Annotated in this window: 16 protein-coding genes; 9 read left to right on the top strand and 7 right to left on the bottom strand. The window is 60.9% G+C overall.

From position 1 onward, the window contains the following. Positions 1 to 20: 20 nt before the first annotated feature. On the bottom strand, positions 21 to 1,256 hold the full coding sequence (locus AC6CIA_RS11420; RefSeq protein ID WP_498312029.1) for a DUF1835 domain-containing protein: 1,236 nt from the start codon (positions 1,254 to 1,256) through the stop codon (positions 21 to 23). 351 nt (positions 1,257 to 1,607) lie between these two features. Between AC6CIA_RS11420 and AC6CIA_RS11415 the strand changes: the two genes are divergently transcribed. After that, positions 1,608 to 2,591 carry a GlxA family transcriptional regulator gene (locus AC6CIA_RS11415; protein ID WP_498312222.1) on the top strand — a complete coding sequence of 328 codons (984 nt, stop codon included), beginning with the start codon at positions 1,608 to 1,610 and terminating at the stop codon, positions 2,589 to 2,591. Between the two features lie 6 nt (positions 2,592 to 2,597). Here the strand turns inward: AC6CIA_RS11415 and AC6CIA_RS11410 are convergent, their stop codons facing one another. Beyond that, positions 2,598 to 3,842: a methionine gamma-lyase gene (locus AC6CIA_RS11410; protein WP_498312028.1), complete on the bottom strand. Its 1,245-nt coding sequence runs from the start codon at positions 3,840 to 3,842 to the stop codon at positions 2,598 to 2,600. A 123-nt stretch (positions 3,843 to 3,965) separates the two neighbouring features. Between AC6CIA_RS11410 and AC6CIA_RS11405 the strand changes: the two genes are divergently transcribed. Then, the gene (locus tag AC6CIA_RS11405) at positions 3,966 to 4,436 is read left to right on the top strand and encodes an Lrp/AsnC family transcriptional regulator (RefSeq protein ID WP_498312026.1); all 471 of its coding nucleotides are present in this window, start codon (positions 3,966 to 3,968) and stop codon (positions 4,434 to 4,436) included. On the opposite strand, the gene pmrG is transcribed toward AC6CIA_RS11405, so the two are convergent. Further along, positions 4,391 to 5,110 (bottom strand): lipopolysaccharide core heptose(II)-phosphate phosphatase PmrG, encoded by a 720-nt coding sequence (gene pmrG, locus AC6CIA_RS11400; protein WP_498312024.1) that lies wholly within the window; start codon positions 5,108 to 5,110, stop codon positions 4,391 to 4,393. The genes AC6CIA_RS11405 and pmrG overlap by 46 nt on opposite strands. 397 nt (positions 5,111 to 5,507) lie before the next feature. Between pmrG and AC6CIA_RS11395 the strand changes: the two genes are divergently transcribed. Beyond that, on the top strand, positions 5,508 to 6,971 hold the full coding sequence (locus AC6CIA_RS11395; protein WP_498312022.1) for a hypothetical protein: 1,464 nt from the start codon (positions 5,508 to 5,510) through the stop codon (positions 6,969 to 6,971). A gap of 51 nt (positions 6,972 to 7,022) precedes the next feature. Here AC6CIA_RS11395 and AC6CIA_RS11390 read toward each other — a convergent pair whose 3' ends face one another. Together AC6CIA_RS11390 and AC6CIA_RS11385 are read right to left on the bottom strand one after the other, a co-directional pair. Next, a complete protein-coding gene (locus AC6CIA_RS11390) occupies positions 7,023 to 8,111 on the bottom strand; it encodes an SMP-30/gluconolactonase/LRE family protein (RefSeq protein ID WP_498312020.1) in 1,089 nt (362 codons plus the stop codon). Further along, entirely contained in the window at positions 8,108 to 8,791 is a 684-nt protein-coding gene (locus tag AC6CIA_RS11385; RefSeq protein ID WP_498312018.1) for a sterol desaturase family protein, read from the bottom strand. The genes AC6CIA_RS11390 and AC6CIA_RS11385 overlap by 4 nt, the downstream gene beginning before the upstream one ends. Before the next feature lie 252 nt (positions 8,792 to 9,043). Here AC6CIA_RS11385 and AC6CIA_RS11380 point away from each other — a divergent pair, with 252 nt between their 5' ends. From AC6CIA_RS11380 to AC6CIA_RS11355, 6 genes are all read left to right on the top strand, one after another. Further along, positions 9,044 to 9,970 (top strand): substrate-binding domain-containing protein, encoded by a 927-nt coding sequence (locus AC6CIA_RS11380; RefSeq protein WP_498312017.1) that lies wholly within the window; start codon positions 9,044 to 9,046, stop codon positions 9,968 to 9,970. A 63-nt stretch (positions 9,971 to 10,033) separates the two neighbouring features. After that, on the top strand, positions 10,034 to 11,542 hold the full coding sequence (locus AC6CIA_RS11375) for a sugar ABC transporter ATP-binding protein (RefSeq protein WP_498312015.1): 1,509 nt from the start codon (positions 10,034 to 10,036) through the stop codon (positions 11,540 to 11,542). Further along, entirely contained in the window at positions 11,508 to 12,500 is a 993-nt protein-coding gene (locus AC6CIA_RS11370; protein WP_339528227.1) for an ABC transporter permease, read from the top strand. Before AC6CIA_RS11375 ends, AC6CIA_RS11370 begins: the two co-directional genes overlap by 35 nt. A 69-nt stretch (positions 12,501 to 12,569) precedes the next feature. Beyond that, complete coding sequence (locus AC6CIA_RS11365; protein ID WP_498312012.1) at positions 12,570 to 13,661, top strand: alcohol dehydrogenase catalytic domain-containing protein; 1,092 nt, start codon at positions 12,570 to 12,572, stop codon at positions 13,659 to 13,661. 4 nt (positions 13,662 to 13,665) lie between these two features. Beyond that, positions 13,666 to 15,195 (top strand): FGGY-family carbohydrate kinase, encoded by a 1,530-nt coding sequence (locus AC6CIA_RS11360; protein WP_498312010.1) that lies wholly within the window; start codon positions 13,666 to 13,668, stop codon positions 15,193 to 15,195. 56 nt (positions 15,196 to 15,251) lie between these two features. Beyond that, positions 15,252 to 15,980 (top strand): SDR family oxidoreductase, encoded by a 729-nt coding sequence (locus tag AC6CIA_RS11355; protein ID WP_498312008.1) that lies wholly within the window; start codon positions 15,252 to 15,254, stop codon positions 15,978 to 15,980. On the opposite strand, the gene AC6CIA_RS11350 is transcribed toward AC6CIA_RS11355, so the two are convergent. Then, a complete protein-coding gene (locus AC6CIA_RS11350; protein ID WP_084377673.1) occupies positions 15,977 to 16,981 on the bottom strand; it encodes a LacI family DNA-binding transcriptional regulator in 1,005 nt (334 codons plus the stop codon). The two genes, AC6CIA_RS11355 and AC6CIA_RS11350, sit on opposite strands and share 4 nt — an antisense overlap. A gap of 50 nt (positions 16,982 to 17,031) precedes the next feature. After that, positions 17,032 to 17,895 carry a LysR family transcriptional regulator gene (locus AC6CIA_RS11345; RefSeq protein WP_498312220.1) on the bottom strand — a complete coding sequence of 288 codons (864 nt, stop codon included), beginning with the start codon at positions 17,893 to 17,895 and terminating at the stop codon, positions 17,032 to 17,034. Positions 17,896 to 17,926: the final 31 nt, after the last annotated feature.

Here is a 17,926-nt window from a genome sequence, read left to right as displayed (position 1 = left end):
CACCGGCAGGCGGGCCCGGGTCATGCTCGCCAGACAGGCAAGCCAGCCTGGTCGATCATCCAGTGGGGTTGGCCCGGCACGATACGCACGCCACCGACCCAACGCTCCTGGCTTGCATGGTCTGGCCAATAGGCTGTGCCCGCGAGGACTTCAAGGCCCAGCGAGGTCAACGCCAGGATTCGGCGCGGCCATGGCAGGTGAATGTCAGTCTCGCTCAGCAATGGCTTGGGAGCGTCGATCAGCGGCCGAATCAACCCGTGGAACATCATGTCTCCCAGATAGGGCAGGGGCTCAAGCCTGCCCATCAGCTCGGCGAACACCTTGGCGAACGCCACCGGGCCGGCATCGGCGATGTAGCGCAGTGACAGCCGCTCGCTCAGCGACAAGCCATCGACGGTGCCCGGCAGCTCTTGCAACTGCCGGCGTAATGCGCGCGCCAGTAACGGCAGGCCAGCGTCGGGTTCACGGGCCAGTTCGGCGAGCTTGACCGGCGAGGGCGCGCAATAGGCCGCCCACGCCCGTCGAGCGCAGAGCAGCATCGACGCATCGACCCGACGTCGCTGCGGCCATAACCAAGCCAACACTTCCGGGGCCAGTTGGCCGATGCCGATAAAACGTTGCACGCCGGGTATGCGGTCCACCTCAATCAGCTCAAGTCTGCTTGGCACCTGTTCAAGGCCCGCCAGCGCACGAATCAAAAATAACTGGTCATACGCGTCCGCTTCACACCACAGCACGCTGTGCTCGGCGCTGCCCAGTGCTTCAAGATGCTCATATTCGTCATCGAGCCGCCGCGCCACTTCGGACGCCTCCAGGGCGAAGGACTGGCTGATAAAATCAGCGCGGATCACTCGATAATCTTCGGCAGACAGTGGCTGGACGGGGCCCATGCACAGCGGGTCCGTCAGCATCCGGAAATGCCCTTTGAAGCCCGCCACGTTCAGCGTGTGAGCGATGTCATTACCACAGCGCCAATGGGTGGTGCGGGCTTCGTCGCTGGCCTCGAAACCGGGGTGGCGGGCCGCGAAATCAATCGCGTCGACATGCGCCTTGAGCTTGGGCCAACTGCTGAATCCCAACTGTTTGGCGATCAGCCATTGGGCATCCGCAAGGCTCGGCGTCGGTCTATGAATCAAGGCCTGCTCAGGCTCAGCCGGGGCATTTTTCATGCGCTGCAAAAGCGCCTTGGCACGCTTGCGCTGTTGCTCAAGGTTGATACGGCCGTCATGGGAGGATGCTGCTGGACGTTGCGACATACGATCTCCTTGCATAAACCTTGTCCGCTTTAAGGTCGGGAGTCGTAGTGATGTGATATTCAGTCAAGATCCAGGGCGCAGCCCTTTCCGCGGAAGGTGGCGTGGATGGCGCCTTGGCGCGAATATAGGCAGGGGAGTGAGGGATTGCAAGCGCTTCTATCGTCGTCAGTGGCTGCTCGTTGCCCGAATGGCCGAGCGGGATCTGATCCCCGACTGATCAAAGGCGCATTCGATAACGAGTCATCCCTGGCTTGAGTTAGCATGGCGTTCTGCCCGTCGGGCAATCGATAATTGCATCAACGTTTCCGAGCAGGTCGAATAACCATGGAAAGACGGCAATTCAGCGGCGGCATGAAAGGCAAGAACCTGCGCTATCTGAGTGAAGTGCCTGGTCAGGCACCGCGATTGATGCGCGCCGGTTTTGTGCTGCTCGAGCACTTTTCGCTGCCGGCTTTTACCCAGGCGCTGGACACTATTGTCACCGCCAATCTGCTGCGTCCCGGCTTGTTTGCCTCACGTACCTTCGGCCTGGGCGCTGGCGAAGTCATCAGTGACCTGGGGTTGGTGATCCGGCCGGACGCACGCATCGACGTGTCGGCCCTTCAAACGCTGGACCTGCTGGTGATTTGTGGCGGCTACCGCACGCAGCTCAAGGCCGATGAAGAATTTATCCAGCTGCTCAAGGCAGCGGCGCAGCAAGGCGTGGTCCTCGCAGGGTTATGGAATGGCGCCTGGTTCCTGGGCAAGGCCGGGGTGCTGGATGGCTATCGCTGTGCGATTCACCCGGAACACCGTCCGGCGCTGACGGAAATCGCCAAGGCCACCGAGGTCAGCAGCGAACCTTATGTGATCGATCGGGACCGGCTTACCGCGTCGAGTCCTTCCGGCGCTTTCCACATGGCGCTGGACTGGATCAAGGTGTTGCACGACAAGGCGCTGGTGGAGGGCATCGAGGATATCCTGGCGTTTGAAGAGTCGCGTTATCGGCGGATAAAACCCGCGGAGAACATCTGCGTCAGCGCACCGTTGCGTGAGGTGGTGCGGCTGATGGATGCCAACCTTGAAGAGCCCCTGGAGCTGGAACAACTGGCGGCATACGCCGGACGCTCACGGCGCCAGCTGGAGCGCCTGTTTCGCGAACAATTGGGAACCACGCCGCAGCGTTACTACATGGAACTGCGCATCACCGAGGCCCGACGCCTGTTGCAGCACACCGAGCTGTCCCAGGTCGAGGTGCTGGTGGCGTGCGGGTTTGTCTCCCCCAGCCACTTCAGTAAATGCTACAGCGCCTATTTTGGTTATCGACCGTCGAGGGAAACCCGGCTGGTCAAATAGCCGCAATCAATGCGCCGGTGCCGACGCCGCCGTCGGGCGCGGAGTGCCGGTCCTGATGCATTTATTCAGGGCTTGATGCACATCCGCCAGCAGGTCCGCGACATCTTCCAGGCCCACCGACAGACGCACCAGCCCCTCGGAAATGCCATGTTGGACGCGTTCTTCGGGGGTATAGGTGGAATGAGTCATGCTTGCCGGATGTTGGGCCAGCGATTCGGCGTCGCCCAGACTGACTGCGCGGCTGAACAGCTTGAGCGCATTCATGAACCGCTTGCCGGTGGCGATGCCGCCCTTGAGTTCAAAGGCGAGCATGCCGCCGGGCAGCTTCATTTGGCGTTCAGCCAAGGCGTATTGTGGGAAACAGCGCAGTCCTGGATAGGTCACCGACTCAACGGCCGGGTGGGCCTGCAACGCTTCGGCCACGGCCTGGGCGTTGCTGCAATGACGGTCCATGCGCAAGGCCAGGGTCTTGAGGCCGCGCATCAGCAGGAAGGCATCCTGCGGCGACAACACGGCGCCGGTCAGGTCTTTCAAGCCTTGCAGGCGAATCCGTCGCGCCAGGTCGTGGCGGCATACGGCGATCCCGGCGGTGATATCGCCGTGGCCGCTGAGGTATTTGGTGGCGGAATGCACCACCACATCGGCGCCCAGTTCCAGCGGGCGTTGCAGGTAAGGGGTGCAGTAAGTGTTGTCGACCACCAGGGTGATGCCTGGTCGTTGATGGGCGAGCGCGGCCACGGCGGCGATGTCCACCAGTTGCAGGTTGGGGTTGGCCGGGGTTTCGCAGTAGATCATGCGGGTGGCGGGGGAGAGCGCTTCGCTTAGGGCATCCAGGTCCGAAAGGTCGACATGCCGCACCTTGACCCCGAACTCGCCAATGCCATGGTGCAGCAGGGCAAAGGTGCAACCGTACAGGGTCTGGCTGACGATGATCTCATCGCCAGGGCGCAGCAGGGTCCAGAACGTCGCGGCAATCGCGCCCATGCCGGAACTGAATGCCACGGCCGCCTCACCTCCTTCCAGGGTCGCCATGCGCGATTCCAGCAGCGCCAGCGTGGGGTTGGAAATGCGTGTATAGAAGTGCCCGCTTTCTTCGCCGGCAAAGCAACCTGCACCATATTCAGCGGTGGGGAACGCAAACGTCGCCGACAGGTAAATCGGCGGTACCAAGGCGCCATGGTGGTCTTGTGGATCATAGCCGTGGTGGATGGCACGGGTGGAAAAGCCCAAGCTGCTGTGTTTGGTTTTCATGCGGAACTCTCCTTGTTTCCTACAATGCTATGCTCATAACCGAGGTCGAACGTTGCCTGTTTTGCCGATAAAAAACGCAACGCTGGCATAAGAATCCAAGAAAACAACAATATGGGGCAAGACATGCCTGTGAGCCTGGATCGTACCGACAAAGCGCTGCTGGAGGCCTTGCAAGGCAATGCGCGCCTGACCGTGGCCGAGCTGGCCGAACGTGTCTCCCTCACCACGTCACCTTGCTGGCGCCGTGTGAAAAACCTCGAGGACAGCGGCCTGATCAGCGGTTACCAGGCGATCCTTTCGCCCAAGGCCCTGGGTTACGGGGTGACGGCGTTTGTCAGCATCATGATGGACACTCACTCCAAGGAAATCGCCCGCGCGTTTGAACAGCGTCTGCTGGAGATTCCCGAAATCGTTGCCTGCCACAACGTGTCGGGGCGCTATGATTTTTTGCTGGAGGTGGTAGCAAGAGACCTGGAATCCTTCGGCGAATTTGCCCGTGAGGTATTGCAGACATTGCCCTGCGTGAAGGAAATCTATTCGAGCTTTTCCTATAAATCGGTCAGGCCGTTGCGGGTGATCCCGGTACCGGCGTAAGCGTGCAGTTGTTCAAAGGCAAGGCGCCAATCCTGACTGGCCACACTACCCAACACTTTGAGCTTGCCGTGTGCCGTCAATTCGACAAACAGCGAACTGCCGTATTCCGCATTGTCTGCGTGGGGATAACCCAGCGCCCGCTCGAGATCGCTGATGCAGCCGCTGTGGGTGACCAGCAGCAGATTGCGCCCCACGAGTTTGTGCGTATACACATCGTGCACAATGGCTCTGCCACACAGGGTCTGTCGGTCGGGTAACACGTGTACCTTGGCGAACATCAATCGCGAGGTTTGCAGGGTACGGGTAGCGGGACTGCTGAACACGTCGCTGTGGGACATGCCCAGGGCATGGAACGCACGGCCGACCGCCGCCGCCGAAGCGCCGCCAGGGCGGGTCAGGCCATCGATAGGGCCGAGGCAGGGGTTGTCGGAGCGGTCGCAACGCTCTTCGTGACGCACCAGCACGATAAGGCGGCCACTACGCCAGGCGGCCAGCGCTCCGGATGTGAGCAGGCGATGCTCCACGGCCAGGTTCTGCGGCGAACTGGGCCAGAGCATTGCGCTCGTCACCAGAAGACACAGGGCGAAGACTGCCACGAAGCGCAGCGATAACCGTTTCAGCATTTCCGCCTGGCGCCGATATGAGCCGGGATAGGTCTGGATCGCGTCAATCACACTATTCACCCTGGGGAGCCCGGCCTTGCCATATGCGTTGGCGGGCACTCTAGAGTCGGGTGCGTGGTCGGCCAGTGAAATCGATGTGAAAAAATTGCGCTTGGTCAGGGGTGGGGCATGCCCGGGCAGAGGTTTTCATGCACCGCAAAAGGCCTATGAAGCGCAATGAGGTGACGCAAGAAGAATTGGTCTTGCCACCAAGGCGGTATCAGGGGCTTCCCGCGCTTACGCTGAACAGCATGACCGCAGTGTCAGGGCTTGGTTGTATTAAGAGTTTTCTTTCATATACTTCGAAAATATACTGTACATACATACAGTATTGTCCTACAGTCCATCCCAGGTGAACGGATTTCACCGGGCGCCTGAAGTCAATTTTTTAACTATGGATGGATAAAAAATGAAATCGAAAAAAGCCTTTATGCTGGGTGCGGCCATGGCGGCCACCTGCTTCGTTTCGACCTTTGCCCTGGCCGAGCAATACCCTTCGCAAGCACCGGGAAAACTGTCTGCCGAGGCGGTCAGGCAAGCCGTCGATAGCGCCCTCAAGGCCGGCGGCAAGGTCGAGGCTGCGGCTATGTCGGCCGAACTCAAGCAAAAACTCAAAGCAGCCAAGACCGCCAAGCCCAAGGTGCTGACTGGCAAAGCCGCCGCTGCCAACGGTGCAGCGCAGGACAAGGTGATCGGCGAGCTGAAAAAACCAAGCCAGGAGCAACTGCAAAGTGCGGCGATTGCTGCGTTTGCGCCGCTGTTCCCGACCCTGGATATCAACACGCTATACACCATCACGGGGGTCGAAACCGGCGCGGAAATCGCCTACCACTTCAATCTGCCGAAAAACTCGCGTATCCAGGTGCAACTGCTGAACCAGAGCGTCGGCACCGATATGTCATTGACCCTGTTTCACGACGACGGCCAAGGCAATCTGACGCCCCTGGGCACCGCCGACGCAGCGGGCAATGCCGATGAATACCTGGATGGCGTGCTGCCGGCCGGTGATTACTATTGGTACATGGTGGCCAATACCGCCAGCAACTCGCAGTTCAGTTTCGGCGTGGCGGTGGACAGCAATATCGATGCCTTTGAACCCAACGACACGGCACAAGCCGCGTTCGCTTTGCCGGACGCCCTGAATCAGGTGACTGGCAACCTCGACAGCGTCAACGATGTCGATTATTTCGAGTTCACCTCGCTGCGTGGGCAGGGCGTTGGCATGTTTCTCGACGAGGACGAGGAGGGTAACCGCAACCAATGGATCTTCGAGCGGTTCGACGGCAACAACTGGGTCGTCATCCAGCCCGATAATACGTCCACCTACCCGAACCTGACCCCAGGTTATACCGTCAAGGTGCGGGTACGGGCGAATCCGGCGGTGACGCTCAATCCTCAGGCGCAATACAAGCTGACGCTGGGCTCGGCGCCACGGCTGAACCAGAGCAACGTGAACGGCGACAACGTGGTGCGCATTCCCAGTTCGATCATGCAACTGGCCACCCAGGCGGCGCGTAGCCTGAGCTGGAGCACCCAATGGTCGGACAGCACCGGCGAACCGCTGCGCGGCGTCACGCCAGTGCTCAAGGTCGACAAGCAGTTCGTTGACGCCGGCTACCGATGGGTCGATTACGAAGCCAAGACCGGCGTGACTGGCGCGGCGTCCGGCAGTGTCAACCTGGGCACCTGCTCCGGTGACCTGCATGTGGTTTATCCAGACAGTTCGTCTGGCCAGACGTATAACTGGGATACCTGGTTCAACATGGGCGGCTGGCGTATCGAGCTCAAGGAGTTCCCGGGTGTCGGCGTCGGTGGCAACATCACGCAGTACGTCAGTCTGGGTCACATCTGCAGTCAGCGCATCGTGCCTTGATCGATTCATCTGAGTGAGGCGGGGCAGTCCATCCGGACTGCCCTTTTTTTGTCAACGCGCCAGCGCCTGTTTCAGCGGCAAGCGCGCCATGCTGTCGTTTGTCAGCGATCCCAGATACAGCCAGTCGCCGTATTCGAGCGCCGTGGTGATGGGCGAGTAGTTATCCGCGCTGCCATCCTGCAGGTTGGCGATCACCTGAGCATGCACATCCAGTCCCAGCACAAAGGCTTTACGTTCGATAGGCTTGGGCACCACCAGCAGCGCCCGTACGACCATCTGGCGCAGCAGCGGATATCCCGCGAGACCATCGAGCAGCGGGTTGCGTGGCGAATACAGTGCTATCCAGAATCGGTCCCGACCATTGAAGCTGAGGTTGTCTGGCAGTCCAGGCAGATTGTCGATAAACAGGTCATGCGTACCCGCCTTGGCGCCTTTGAGCCAATAGCGGCTGATGCGATAGGCGCCGGTTTCGTTGACCAGTACATACGCTTCATCGGGGCCCAGCGCCACGCCATTGGCGAATTGCAGGTGGTCCAGCAACACCTCGGTCTGACCGTTGCTGAAGTCATAGCGCAATAACCTGCCATCACCCCCATGTTCGATCACCGCCTCACCGTCTTCGCCGTAGCCCCAGCGGCTCGACGCATCGCTGAAATACGCATAGCGCCCGGCGGTATCTACCGTCACGTCATCGGTAAAGCCAAAGGCCAAGCCGTTGGCGCTGGTGCTCAAGGTGCTGAGTGCATGCTGTGTGTCCAGCGCCAGTAGCCCCTTGACGGCGTCGGCAATGATCAGGCGACCGTCTGGATGGTGAGCCAGACCCAAGGGACGGCCGCCGGTATTGATCAGCACTTCCAGGGTTTGGCTGTCGGGCGAGGTACGGATGACACGGCCGTCATGCAGGCCCGTGATCAAGAACCCCTGGGAATCCACCAGCAACGCCTCGGGCCCATCGATGTGCTGCGCGCCGATGCGTTGGACGTCCTTGAGACGCTGGTTTTCGGCATAGGGCCCGTCTTTCATCGACGGTGCCTCGGGAGGTCTCCAATTGACCGGCTGGACCTTGGTCGGCATCAGCAGCAAAAAGGCCGCGAGCACAATCAGGACCAGCAGCAGTAGGCGTCGGATACTCTTGCTCATGGCCATTCCTGTGGGTCTTTGGCGCGCTGGGTGGGTTCCCAATACAGGGTGCCGAACAGGTAGTCCATCAGCGGCAGCACGATATTGAAGTTGCGCCCTTGCATCAGCTCGCGACGGTGATGCAGTGCATGCAGGTGACGCATCTGCCTGATCCAGGGCAGGCGCGCCAGGGGATGATTTTCATGCAGATGTTCGCAGGCATGAAAAATTTCATAGAGCAGGTAGCCGAGGATCATGCAGCCTGCGAAGAGCCCGGCGACGTTGGGGTTCAGTTGCTTGAGCAACCACCATGCGGGGAGGGTGATGGCCAGGCTGTGCAGGACGATCAACCACGCAGGAAAGAGGATCACGCGCCAGTCTCTGGGGCTGTCGAACGTCATATGGCCGGGGCTGAAAAAGCTGTGGTGGTCGCCCGTGTGGCGGGCGTAGAACAGCCTGGCGAAGCCGTGTTTGTGATGGCCCAGGTGACGGTGAACGAGGTAGATGCACAGGTTGAAGAACACCAGTGTCACGGGAATGGTCAGCCATTCCCAGGGTTGGATCTGATCGGTGCTGCGCCAGGACAGCGTGATGCACAGCAGGCCGTAGCCGAGCACGAAACCAGCATGCAGCCAGGGGTTGTAGCGCGGGTGGATACCGGCGCGATAGCGTTCGCGAAAGGTGTCGGTGGGCTGGGGCATGGCGGGCTCGTTGTGGTTTTTTGGAATGGGATGAGCTTAGTGGGTTGTGGCGATTGCGCCAGGGACGATCAGGTGGTGGACGCGGGGTTGGGGCGTCTATTCATGGCAGCGGTCACGGCGGCCACGGACAGGGACTCACCCCTCAAAAAAGCACAAACCCCCTTGCGACCCCCACATTTCTTTGCTAGCTTCACATAAAATGTTAACGATAACATTTGCTCTAAAAACAAAAACAAGACAGAGACCACCGCCATGAAAATGCTTCCGAAAACCCTGGGTTTATTGGCTCTAAGCATCACTATCGGCACTGCCAGCATTGCCCGCGCCGACAGCAAAACCGCGCCCATCCGTATCGGCGCCTCGTTCCAGGAAATCAACAACCCTTATTTCGTCACCATGAAAAACGCCCTGGAAGACGCCGGCGCGACCATCGGTGCGAAACTGATCATCACCGACGCCCGCCACGATGTGTCCAAACAGGTCAGCGACGTCGAGGACATGCTGCAAAAAGGCATCGATATCCTGTTGATCAACCCCACCGATTCGGTCGGCGTGCAATCCGCCGTCAAGTCAGCCCATGACGCCGGTGTCGTGGTGGTCGCGGTGGATGCCCAGGCCGACGGCCCACTGGATTCCTTCGTGGGTTCGAAGAACTTTGACGCAGGCTTCCAGGCCTGTGAGTACCTGGCCAAGAACATCGGTAACCAAGGCAATATCGCGATCCTCGATGGCATCGCCGTGGTGCCGATCCTGGAACGCGTGCGCGGTTGTAAAGAGGCCGTGGCCAAGCACCCCGACATCAAGATCGTCAGTATCCAGAACGGCAAGCAGGAGCGTGACCAGGCGCTGACTGTTACCGAAAACATGCTCCAGGCCCAACCGACCCTCAAAGGCATTTTCAGCGTCAACGACAACGGCTCCCTCGGCGCGCTGTCGGCCATCGAGGCCAGCGGCATGGACGTCAAGCTGGTGAGCGTCGACGGTGCGCCGGAAGCGATCAAGGCAATCCTCAAGCCCGGCAGCAAATTCATCGCCACCTCGGCGCAGTACCCTCGCGATCAGATCCGCCTGGCGCTGGGCATTGCCCTGGCCAAGAAATGGGGCGCGCAGGTGCCGGCCAGTATTCCAGTGGATATTGCCCTGATCGATCAGGCCAAGGCCAAGGACTTCAGTTGGTAAACCGTCCACGCCCCGCGTGATTCGCGGGGCACAAGGCACGCTTATGAACGAGAGGTCGGCGGTATGAGCAGTCTTCTGCAACTGGAAAATATCTGTAAGCGCTACCCCGGGGTACAAGCCCTCAAGTCCATCAACCTGCAAGTGGAGCGCGGCGAAATTCATGCGTTGCTCGGGGAAAATGGCGCGGGTAAATCGACCCTGATGAAGATTCTCGGCGGTGTCGAGCATCAGGACGAAGGGCGGATCCTTATCGATGGCCAGGCGCAACAGTTCGCGACGTATCGGGATGCGATTGCCGCGGGCATCGGCATTGTGTTCCAGGAATTCAGCCTGATTCCCTACCTCACGGCGGTGGAAAATATCTTCCTCGGCCATGAACTGCACAACCGCTTTGGCCTGTTGCGCAAACGCGACATGCATGAGGCATCGGCCGCGTTGTTCCAGCGTCTCGGCGTCACCCTCGACCTGCAATGTCCGATCAAGCACCTGAGTGTGGCCGAGCAGCAGTTTGTCGAGATCGCCAAGGCCCTGGCCCTGGATGCGCGCTTGCTGGTGCTCGACGAGCCGACCGCGACCCTGACACCCAACGAGGCCGAGTTGCTGTTCGAGATCATGCGCGAACTCAAGCGTCAGGGCGTGGCGGTGATTTTTATCTCGCACCACCTGGAGGAAATTTTCCAGGTCTGCGATCGCATCAGCGTGCTGCGTGATGGCAGCAACGTGGGCGTCACCGATGTGGCCGACAGCGATATCGAGCGTTTGGTGGAAATGATGGTGGGCCGGCGCCTGGAATGCAGCTTCCCGCCCAAGCCAAGCCAGGAGCGCGGACCGCTGCTGCTGGAGGTCAAGGACATCCAGCTGCAACGCAACGGCCCGCATAACCAGTTCCAACTGCACAGGGGCGAGATCCTCGGTTTTGCCGGGCTGGTGGGTTCCGGGCGCACCGAGCTGGCGCTGGGCATGATGGGCGCGCTGCCGTCGGTGACCAAGGACGTGTGGCTGCGGGGTGAAAAAGTCAGCCTCGATGATCCGGCACAGGCCTTGGCCCATGGCATCGGTTTGTTGCCGGAAAGTCGCAAGAGCGAAGGCTTGATCACCGATTTCAGCATTCGCGAAAACATCTCGCTGAATAACCTGCACAAGTACCAGGGCGCCAGCGGGCTGATCGACAAGGGCAAGGAGTGCGCCAGTGTCGAAGCGCTGATGCGCCAGCTGTCGATCAAGGCGCCCAGCGGCGAAAGCCGGGTGTTCAACCTCAGCGGCGGCAATCAGCAAAAAGTGGTGATCGCGCGCTGGATCAACCACCACTGCGATGTGCTGGTGTTCGACGAGCCCACTCGAGGCATCGACGTCGGCGCCAAGGCACAGATCTATGGGCTGATGCGCAAGCTCACTGAGCAAGGCTACGCGATCATCATGATTTCTTCGGAACTGCCGGAAATCATCGGCATGTGCGACCGCGTCGCGGTGTTCCACAAGGGCGCCATTGTCAAGGTACTGGAAGCGTCCGACGTCAACCCACAAGAGGTCATGCGCCATGCAACAGGGGGCTCCAGTGAATCCGTCCATTAATGCCGTCGACACCCATCGACTGCGCCTGAGCCTGGCGCGACTGGTTCGCTCGCCGGCGTTCTATCCATTTGTCGGCTTGCTGGTCGTCACCCTGGTGATGATCTTTGCCAGTGACAATTTCCTCACCGCCAGCAACCTGTCGAACATTGCCCGCCAAGTCTCGATCAACGCGATCATTGCGGTGGGCATGACCTGCGTGATCCTGACAGGCGGCATCGATCTGTCCGTCGGCCCGGTGATGGCGCTGTCCGGCACCTTGACCGCCGGCTTGATGGTCGCCGGGCTGCCGCCGGGCCTGGCCATTGGCGCGGGGATGCTGATTGGCGTGGCTTTTGGTATTGGCAATGGTTTTTTCGTTGCCTACCTGCATATGCCGCCGATTATCGTCACCCTGGCGACCATGGGCATCGCCCGTGGCTTCGGCCTGATGTACACCGACGGTTATCCGATCTCCGGGTTGCCCGAGTGGTTCGGCTTCTTTGGTCGCGAAAGCCTGTTCGGCCTCCAGGTGCCGATCCTGATCATGCTGGTGACCTACCTCGTGGCCTATGTGCTGCTGCAGCACACCCGTATCGGCCGCTACATCTATGCCATTGGCGGTAACGAAGAAGCGGTGCGTTTGTCCGGCGTGCGGGCGGCGCGCTTCAAGTTGCTGGTGTATGGCATCAGTGGCTTGACCGCGGCGATTGCCGGCCTGGTGCTGACCTCGCGACTGATGAGCGGTCAGCCCAACGCCGGGATCGGTTTCGAGCTGGATGCAATTGCCGCCGTGGTCCTGGGTGGAGCCTCGATTGCCGGTGGGCGCGGGGTAATTGTCGGCACCTTGCTCGGCGCGATGCTGCTGGGAGTGTTGAACAACGGTTTGAACATGCTCGGGGTCTCGCCCTACGTCCAGAGTGTGATCAAGGGCGGGATTATTTTGCTGGCGATCTTTATCAGCCGTCAGCGCCACAAGTAAATCGGTTATTTCCACGCGACCATACGGGTCGTGCCGGGTTCTCTCATGCTCAAAAAAGGTCAGCACACCATGCAAAAGCCTACACACATGCAAGCCGTCGTCTGCCACGGTCCGAAAGACTATCGCCTGGAGCGCATCGGCAAACCCCAGGCCCGGCCCAATGAACTGGTGATCCGCATTGCCGCGTGCGGGATCTGCGCCAGTGACTGCAAATGTCATTCGGGCGCGGCGATGTTCTGGGGCGGCGACAACCCGTGGGTCAAGGCGCCGGTGGTGCCGGGGCATGAATTCTTCGGTTATGTGGTGGAAGCGGGCGAGGGCGCCGAGGAGCACTTCGAGGTCAAGGTCGGCGACAAGGTGATCGCCGAACAGATCGTGCCCTGTGGCAAGTGCCGTTTCTGCAAGTCCGGCAAGTATTGGATGTGCGAAGTCCACAACATCTTCGGCTTTCAGCGCGAAGTGGCCGAAGGCGGGATGGCCCAGTACATGCGCATCCCCAGGACCGCCATCGTGCACAAGATTCCAGAGTCGGTGTCCCTCGAGGACTCGGCGCTGATCGAGCCAATGTCCTGCGCGATCCACACCGTCAACCGGGGCGATATCCAGCTCGACGACGTGCTGGTGATTGCCGGCGCCGGTACGTTGGGTCTGTGCATGGTTCAGGTCGCGGCGCTGAAAACCCCGAAGAAACTGGTGGTCATCGACATGGTCGACGAGCGCCTGGAGCTGGCGAAAAAATTTGGCGCCGACGTGGTGATCAACCCTTCCCGCGACAATGCCCGCGAGATCATCAATGGCCTCACCGATAACTACGGCTGCGACGTCTACATCGAGACCACCGGCGTGCCCGTCGGCGTGACGCAAGGCCTGGAGCTGATCCGCAAACTGGGGCGCTTTGTCGAGTTCAGTGTGTTTGGCGCCGAGACCAGCGCCGACTGGTCGATCATCGGCGACCGCAAGGAACTCGACGTGCGCGGTGCTCACCTGGGGCCGTATTGCTACCCGGTGGCCATCGACCTGTTCGAGCGCGGCCTGGTCACGTCCAAAGGCATTGTCACCCATGACTTCCCGCTGGATAACTGGGCCGAAGCATTCGAACTGGCCAATTCGACGAAGTCGATCAAGGTGCTGTTGAAACCGCTGCAACCCGCCCAGGAGTAGCCGTATGGAATACGTCATGGGCGTGGACATCGGCACGCAAAGCACCAAGGCGCTGCTGGTGGATGGCGCAGGGCGGATCATCGCCCAGCACAGCCAAGGCTATCGCGTGGATACGCCGAAAGTGCGCTGGGCCGAGCAATGGCCGCAGGTGTGGCTGGAGGCGGTCGAAAGCTGCGTCGTCCATTGCATGGCCAAGGCCGGTGTCGCCAGGGACACGGTGAAGGCGCTGTGCATCAGCAGTCTGTATGGCGGTTCGGGGATTGCCGTCGACGCCGCGATCACACCGCTGCACCCATGCCTGATCTGGATGGACCGGCGCGCGGGCGAGCAGGTCGAGTGGGTGCGTGAACAGCTGGACCTGGAGCGTCTGTTTCAGGTCACCGGCAACTCGGTGGACAGTTATTACGGGTTCACCAAAATGCTCTGGCTCAAGCAGCACCGGCCCGACATCTGGGCCAACACGCGCTATCTGCTACCGCCCAACAGCTACCTCAATTATTGCCTGACCGGCGAGCTTGCAGTGGATCACAGCAGCGCCGGCAATATCGGCGGGGTCTATGACGTGGCTGCGCGTGGTTGGTCGAGCGAGATGCTGGAAGCGCTGCAGATCCCGTTGACGATGATGCCCGAGCGTCTGCTGTATTCGGGCGAAGTGGTCGGCGGTCTGCTGCCGGAATGGGCGCAGCGCCTGGGCTTGGCGGCTGGAATGCCGGTCCTCGCCGGTGGCGTCGATGCGGCCATGGCGACCCTGGCGGCCGGGGTCACGCAGCCGGGCAACCATGTGGCGATGATCGGCACCAGCATGTGCTGGGGCTATCTCAACCAGCAGGTGGATGCGCGGCATGGTCTGGTGAGCATGCCCCATGTCTACAACGGTCATCAGGACCTGTACATCTTCGGCGGCGCGATTACCGCCGGCGCCTCGGTCAGTTGGTTTCGCGAACAGTTCTGCCAGGCCGAGGAGCAACAAGCCCGGCAGACCGGCGAGGACAGCCTGTGGCTGCTGGAGCAGAGCGCGGCGAAGATCCCGGCGGGCAGTGAAGGGCTGTTGTTCCTGCCGTATTTGATGGGCGAGCGGAGCCCGGTGTGGGATGACCGCGCCAGTGGCAGTTTTGTTGGCCTGAACCTGTATCACAGCCGCATCCACTTGTATCGAGCGGTGTTGGAAGGTGTGAGTTTTGCCCTGCGGCACAACATCGAGGCAGGCACGCAGGGCGCGCATTCCCTTGACCCACGGCTGATTGTGGTGGGCGGGGCGAGCCATTCGGATCTGTGGATGCAGATCATTGCCGATGTCACCCATTACCCGGTGTACACCCTTGTCCAGGAGGTGGAAGCGGCGCTCGGAGCGGCCTTGTTGGCGGCGCATACGGTGGGGTTGGTGGATCACGCGCAGATGGAGAAAGGCTGGGTGCGGTTGGCGTTGCGGGCTGAGCCCAAGGCGGAAAATGTGCAGGCGTATGACCGCGCCTTTGCCAGCTATTTGCAGCTGTATCCGGCGTTGAAACCGCTGATGCATGGCTTGCAGGCGTGAGGGCCGACCCTTCAACCCGATACATCCACGACTGATGCCCCAGGACCCGGAAAAACATGAACAGCCCAACCTTCGACTTCACCCACCAGCGCATCCTCGTCACCGGCGCCACCAGCGGTATTGGTCGCGAGATTGCCCAACAACTGATCGCCAGCGGCGCCGAAGTATTCGCTGTCGGCCGTGACGCCAACGCGCTGTCTGAACTGGGCTGCAAAACCCTGTGCCTGGACATCGCTGACAGTGTTGCGCTGGACCTCGCCCTCAAGGCGCTGCCACCGATGCATGGCCTGGTCAATTGCGCGGGTATTTCGCGCCTGGAACCGGCCGCCGCGATCAGCAGCGAAGCCTTCGACCAGGTGATGAACCTCAATGCCCGCGCCGCCGCCCAGGTCGCCAGCCGCGTAGCGGCGAAGATGATCGAGGCGAAGATTGCCGGCAGCATCGTCAATGTTTCCAGCCAGGCGTCGCTCGTGGCGCTCGACGATCACTTGGGATATTGCGCGTCCAAAGCCGCCCTGGATGCGATCACCCGTGTGCAATGTGCTGAATGGGGACGCTTCGGGATTCGCGTCAACAGCGTCAATCCCACCGTGACCCTGACGCCCATGGCGCAACAGGCCTGGTCCGATCCAGCCAAGCGCGACCCGGCGTTGGCGGCGATTCCGCTGGGGCGTTTCGCGCAGACCAGCGAAGTGGCATTGCCGGTGTTGTTTCTGCTGAGCCAGGCGGCAAGCATGATCAGTGGCGTCAGCCTTCCCGTCGACGGTGGCTACACCAGCCGCTAGCCGTTCTCCAGCTTGCCCGGGATTACCACCTTGTCCCTCGGCTTATACGGGTTTTCCAGGTGGTCCAGCAGCAGGCCGACAGCGCTGCTGCCAGCCAGCGAGGCATCGTGGGCGACGCACGCGATGGGCACGCCGAAGATGTCGGCGAAGGGCAGGCGGTCGATCCCGCAAATGGTCAGGCTGTCGTGGGGAATGTTGTGCATGCGCAAGGCGCGCAAGGCACCAAGGGTGATCAACTGGTTAAACCCCATGATCGCGTCCGGCGCGCTGTGTTCGGCCAGGTAGTCGAGGGTGTGCAGATAGGACGGTGCCAGGGTGTAGTCGCCGGCACACACTTGAACCTGCACCTGGGGATGCTCGGCCAGCACTTCACGCAGGCCTTTGAGACGTTCCACGGTGATGCGTGAATGCGCCGGTCCGGTCAGCACCAGCAAGCGCTTGAGCGCGGGGTTCTGGCGCAAGAGGTAGTGCGCCGCCTGGATGCCGCTGTGATAGTTGTCCAGCACCACGCGGCTGAACGGGCTGTCGTGGAGCGTGCGGTCGAGCAGCACCACCGGGGTCTTGCCGTTGCCCAGGCGCTCCAGGTAGTCGGGCTGGTAGTCGGGTTCGTCGGAGACCGGCGACAGGATAATCCCCGCTACCCGATAACCCAGCAGCGTGTCGACGGCCTTGCTTTCCAGCTCCTCCAGCTCGTCGGTGTCCACCAGCATGATGGTGTAGCCGTGCTTTTTCGCTTCCCGGGAAATCGCCTTGATCATCTCGCTGTAGAACGGGTTGTCCACCGAGGCGGTAATCACCCCGATGATCAGGCTTTCACTGCGCTTGAGCCCACGGGCAAAGGCATTCGGCACATAGTCCAGCTCCCGCGCCACTTCAAGGATCCGCGCCAGTGTGGCGGGCTTGACCAGGTCAGGTTTGCTCAGCGCCCGCGAGACCGTGATGGTGGTCATGCCGACCCGTTTGGCGATGTCGCTGATGGTGACGGATTTTTTCTTGTTCATCGGCAAAGGGGACCAGGAGAAAACACGAGGAGGCTACCATGCACACCGGTTCAAAGCACCGGATCCCAGCGCTGCGACCAGTCGCTTTCGGCCTTGACCACGCCGCGCAGTAGCTCCAACGCCTGTTGCAACACCGTCGAATCGCGCTCACGGGAATACACCAGATAAGTCGGAAAGCTGAACTCCGGCGCCTTGGGCACTCGCTCCATCACCCCGCTGTCGAGGTAGCTCTGCACCACCCGCGTGCGGAAATACCCGGCGCCGCCGTTCTCCAGGATGTACTGCAGCGCCAACGGCCCGAGATTGAAGCTCACCGCTGCCCGTGCCTTATCCGGCAGGGCGGCGTCGTGTTGCTGGCGAAAGCCCGGGCCCCAGTCGATATACACATAAGGATCGGGCCGGGTCGCCAACCGTACCTGGATCAGTTTTTCTTCCAGCACTTGCTCCACCTGCAACCCCGGCCAGTACTGCGGCTGGAACACCAGCGCAGCGTCCAGCACCCCCAGTTCCAACTGGCGCAACAGGTATTCACCTTCGCCCACTTCGGTACGCAGGGCATGGCTGGGGATGTGTTCACGCAGCGCCTTGGCCCAACCGAGCATCAGTGGGTTGCACAGGCTGACTTCGCCGCCGATATACAACACGTTGCGATACCCTTCGGGCAAGGGCAGGTCACGGCGTGCGGCTTCCCAGGTTTGCACCAGTTGATTGGCGTACACCACGAACGCCTCGCCATCGGCGGTCAATCGCGCCCCGGCACGGTTGCGCACGAACAGCGTGCTGTCGAGCTGGCTTTCGAGCTTTTGCACCCGCGCGGTGATGGCGGTCTGAGTGACGTGGAGCTTTTCGGCCGCAGCGGCCAGGCTGCCGCAGCGGGTGATTTCCAGGAAAGTGCGTGCCAGTTCGATGTCCATGTCGGCCCCGAGGGTGAATAGGGCCGACATT

The sequence above is a fragment of the Pseudomonas sp. GQ91 genome (assembly GCF_059758795.1).
The sequence above is the reverse complement of the archived record's forward strand: the minus strand, read 5'-3'. Positions and strand labels throughout refer to the sequence as shown.

Excerpts from the sequence above, each read along its gene's own strand:
- AC6CIA_RS11420 (WP_498312029.1), bottom strand. The coding sequence starts at position 1,256 with ATGTCGCAACGTCCAGCAGCATCCTCCCATGACGGCCGTATCAACCTT.
- AC6CIA_RS11415 (WP_498312222.1), top strand. The coding sequence starts at position 1,608 with ATGAAAGGCAAGAACCTGCGCTATCTGAGTGAAGTGCCTGGTCAGGCA.
- AC6CIA_RS11410 (WP_498312028.1), bottom strand. The coding sequence starts at position 3,842 with ATGAAAACCAAACACAGCAGCTTGGGCTTTTCCACCCGTGCCATCCAC.
- AC6CIA_RS11405 (WP_498312026.1), top strand. The coding sequence starts at position 3,966 with ATGCCTGTGAGCCTGGATCGTACCGACAAAGCGCTGCTGGAGGCCTTG.
- AC6CIA_RS11395 (WP_498312022.1), top strand. The coding sequence starts at position 5,508 with ATGAAATCGAAAAAAGCCTTTATGCTGGGTGCGGCCATGGCGGCCACC.
- AC6CIA_RS11390 (WP_498312020.1), bottom strand. The coding sequence starts at position 8,111 with ATGAGCAAGAGTATCCGACGCCTACTGCTGCTGGTCCTGATTGTGCTC.
- AC6CIA_RS11385 (WP_498312018.1), bottom strand. The coding sequence starts at position 8,791 with ATGCCCCAGCCCACCGACACCTTTCGCGAACGCTATCGCGCCGGTATC.
- AC6CIA_RS11380 (WP_498312017.1), top strand. The coding sequence starts at position 9,044 with ATGAAAATGCTTCCGAAAACCCTGGGTTTATTGGCTCTAAGCATCACT.
- AC6CIA_RS11375 (WP_498312015.1), top strand. The coding sequence starts at position 10,034 with ATGAGCAGTCTTCTGCAACTGGAAAATATCTGTAAGCGCTACCCCGGG.
- AC6CIA_RS11370 (WP_339528227.1), top strand. The coding sequence starts at position 11,508 with ATGCAACAGGGGGCTCCAGTGAATCCGTCCATTAATGCCGTCGACACC.
- AC6CIA_RS11365 (WP_498312012.1), top strand. The coding sequence starts at position 12,570 with ATGCAAAAGCCTACACACATGCAAGCCGTCGTCTGCCACGGTCCGAAA.
- AC6CIA_RS11360 (WP_498312010.1), top strand. The coding sequence starts at position 13,666 with ATGGAATACGTCATGGGCGTGGACATCGGCACGCAAAGCACCAAGGCG.
- AC6CIA_RS11355 (WP_498312008.1), top strand. The coding sequence starts at position 15,252 with ATGAACAGCCCAACCTTCGACTTCACCCACCAGCGCATCCTCGTCACC.
- AC6CIA_RS11350 (WP_084377673.1), bottom strand. The coding sequence starts at position 16,981 with ATGAACAAGAAAAAATCCGTCACCATCAGCGACATCGCCAAACGGGTC.
- AC6CIA_RS11345 (WP_498312220.1), bottom strand. The coding sequence starts at position 17,895 with ATGGACATCGAACTGGCACGCACTTTCCTGGAAATCACCCGCTGCGGC.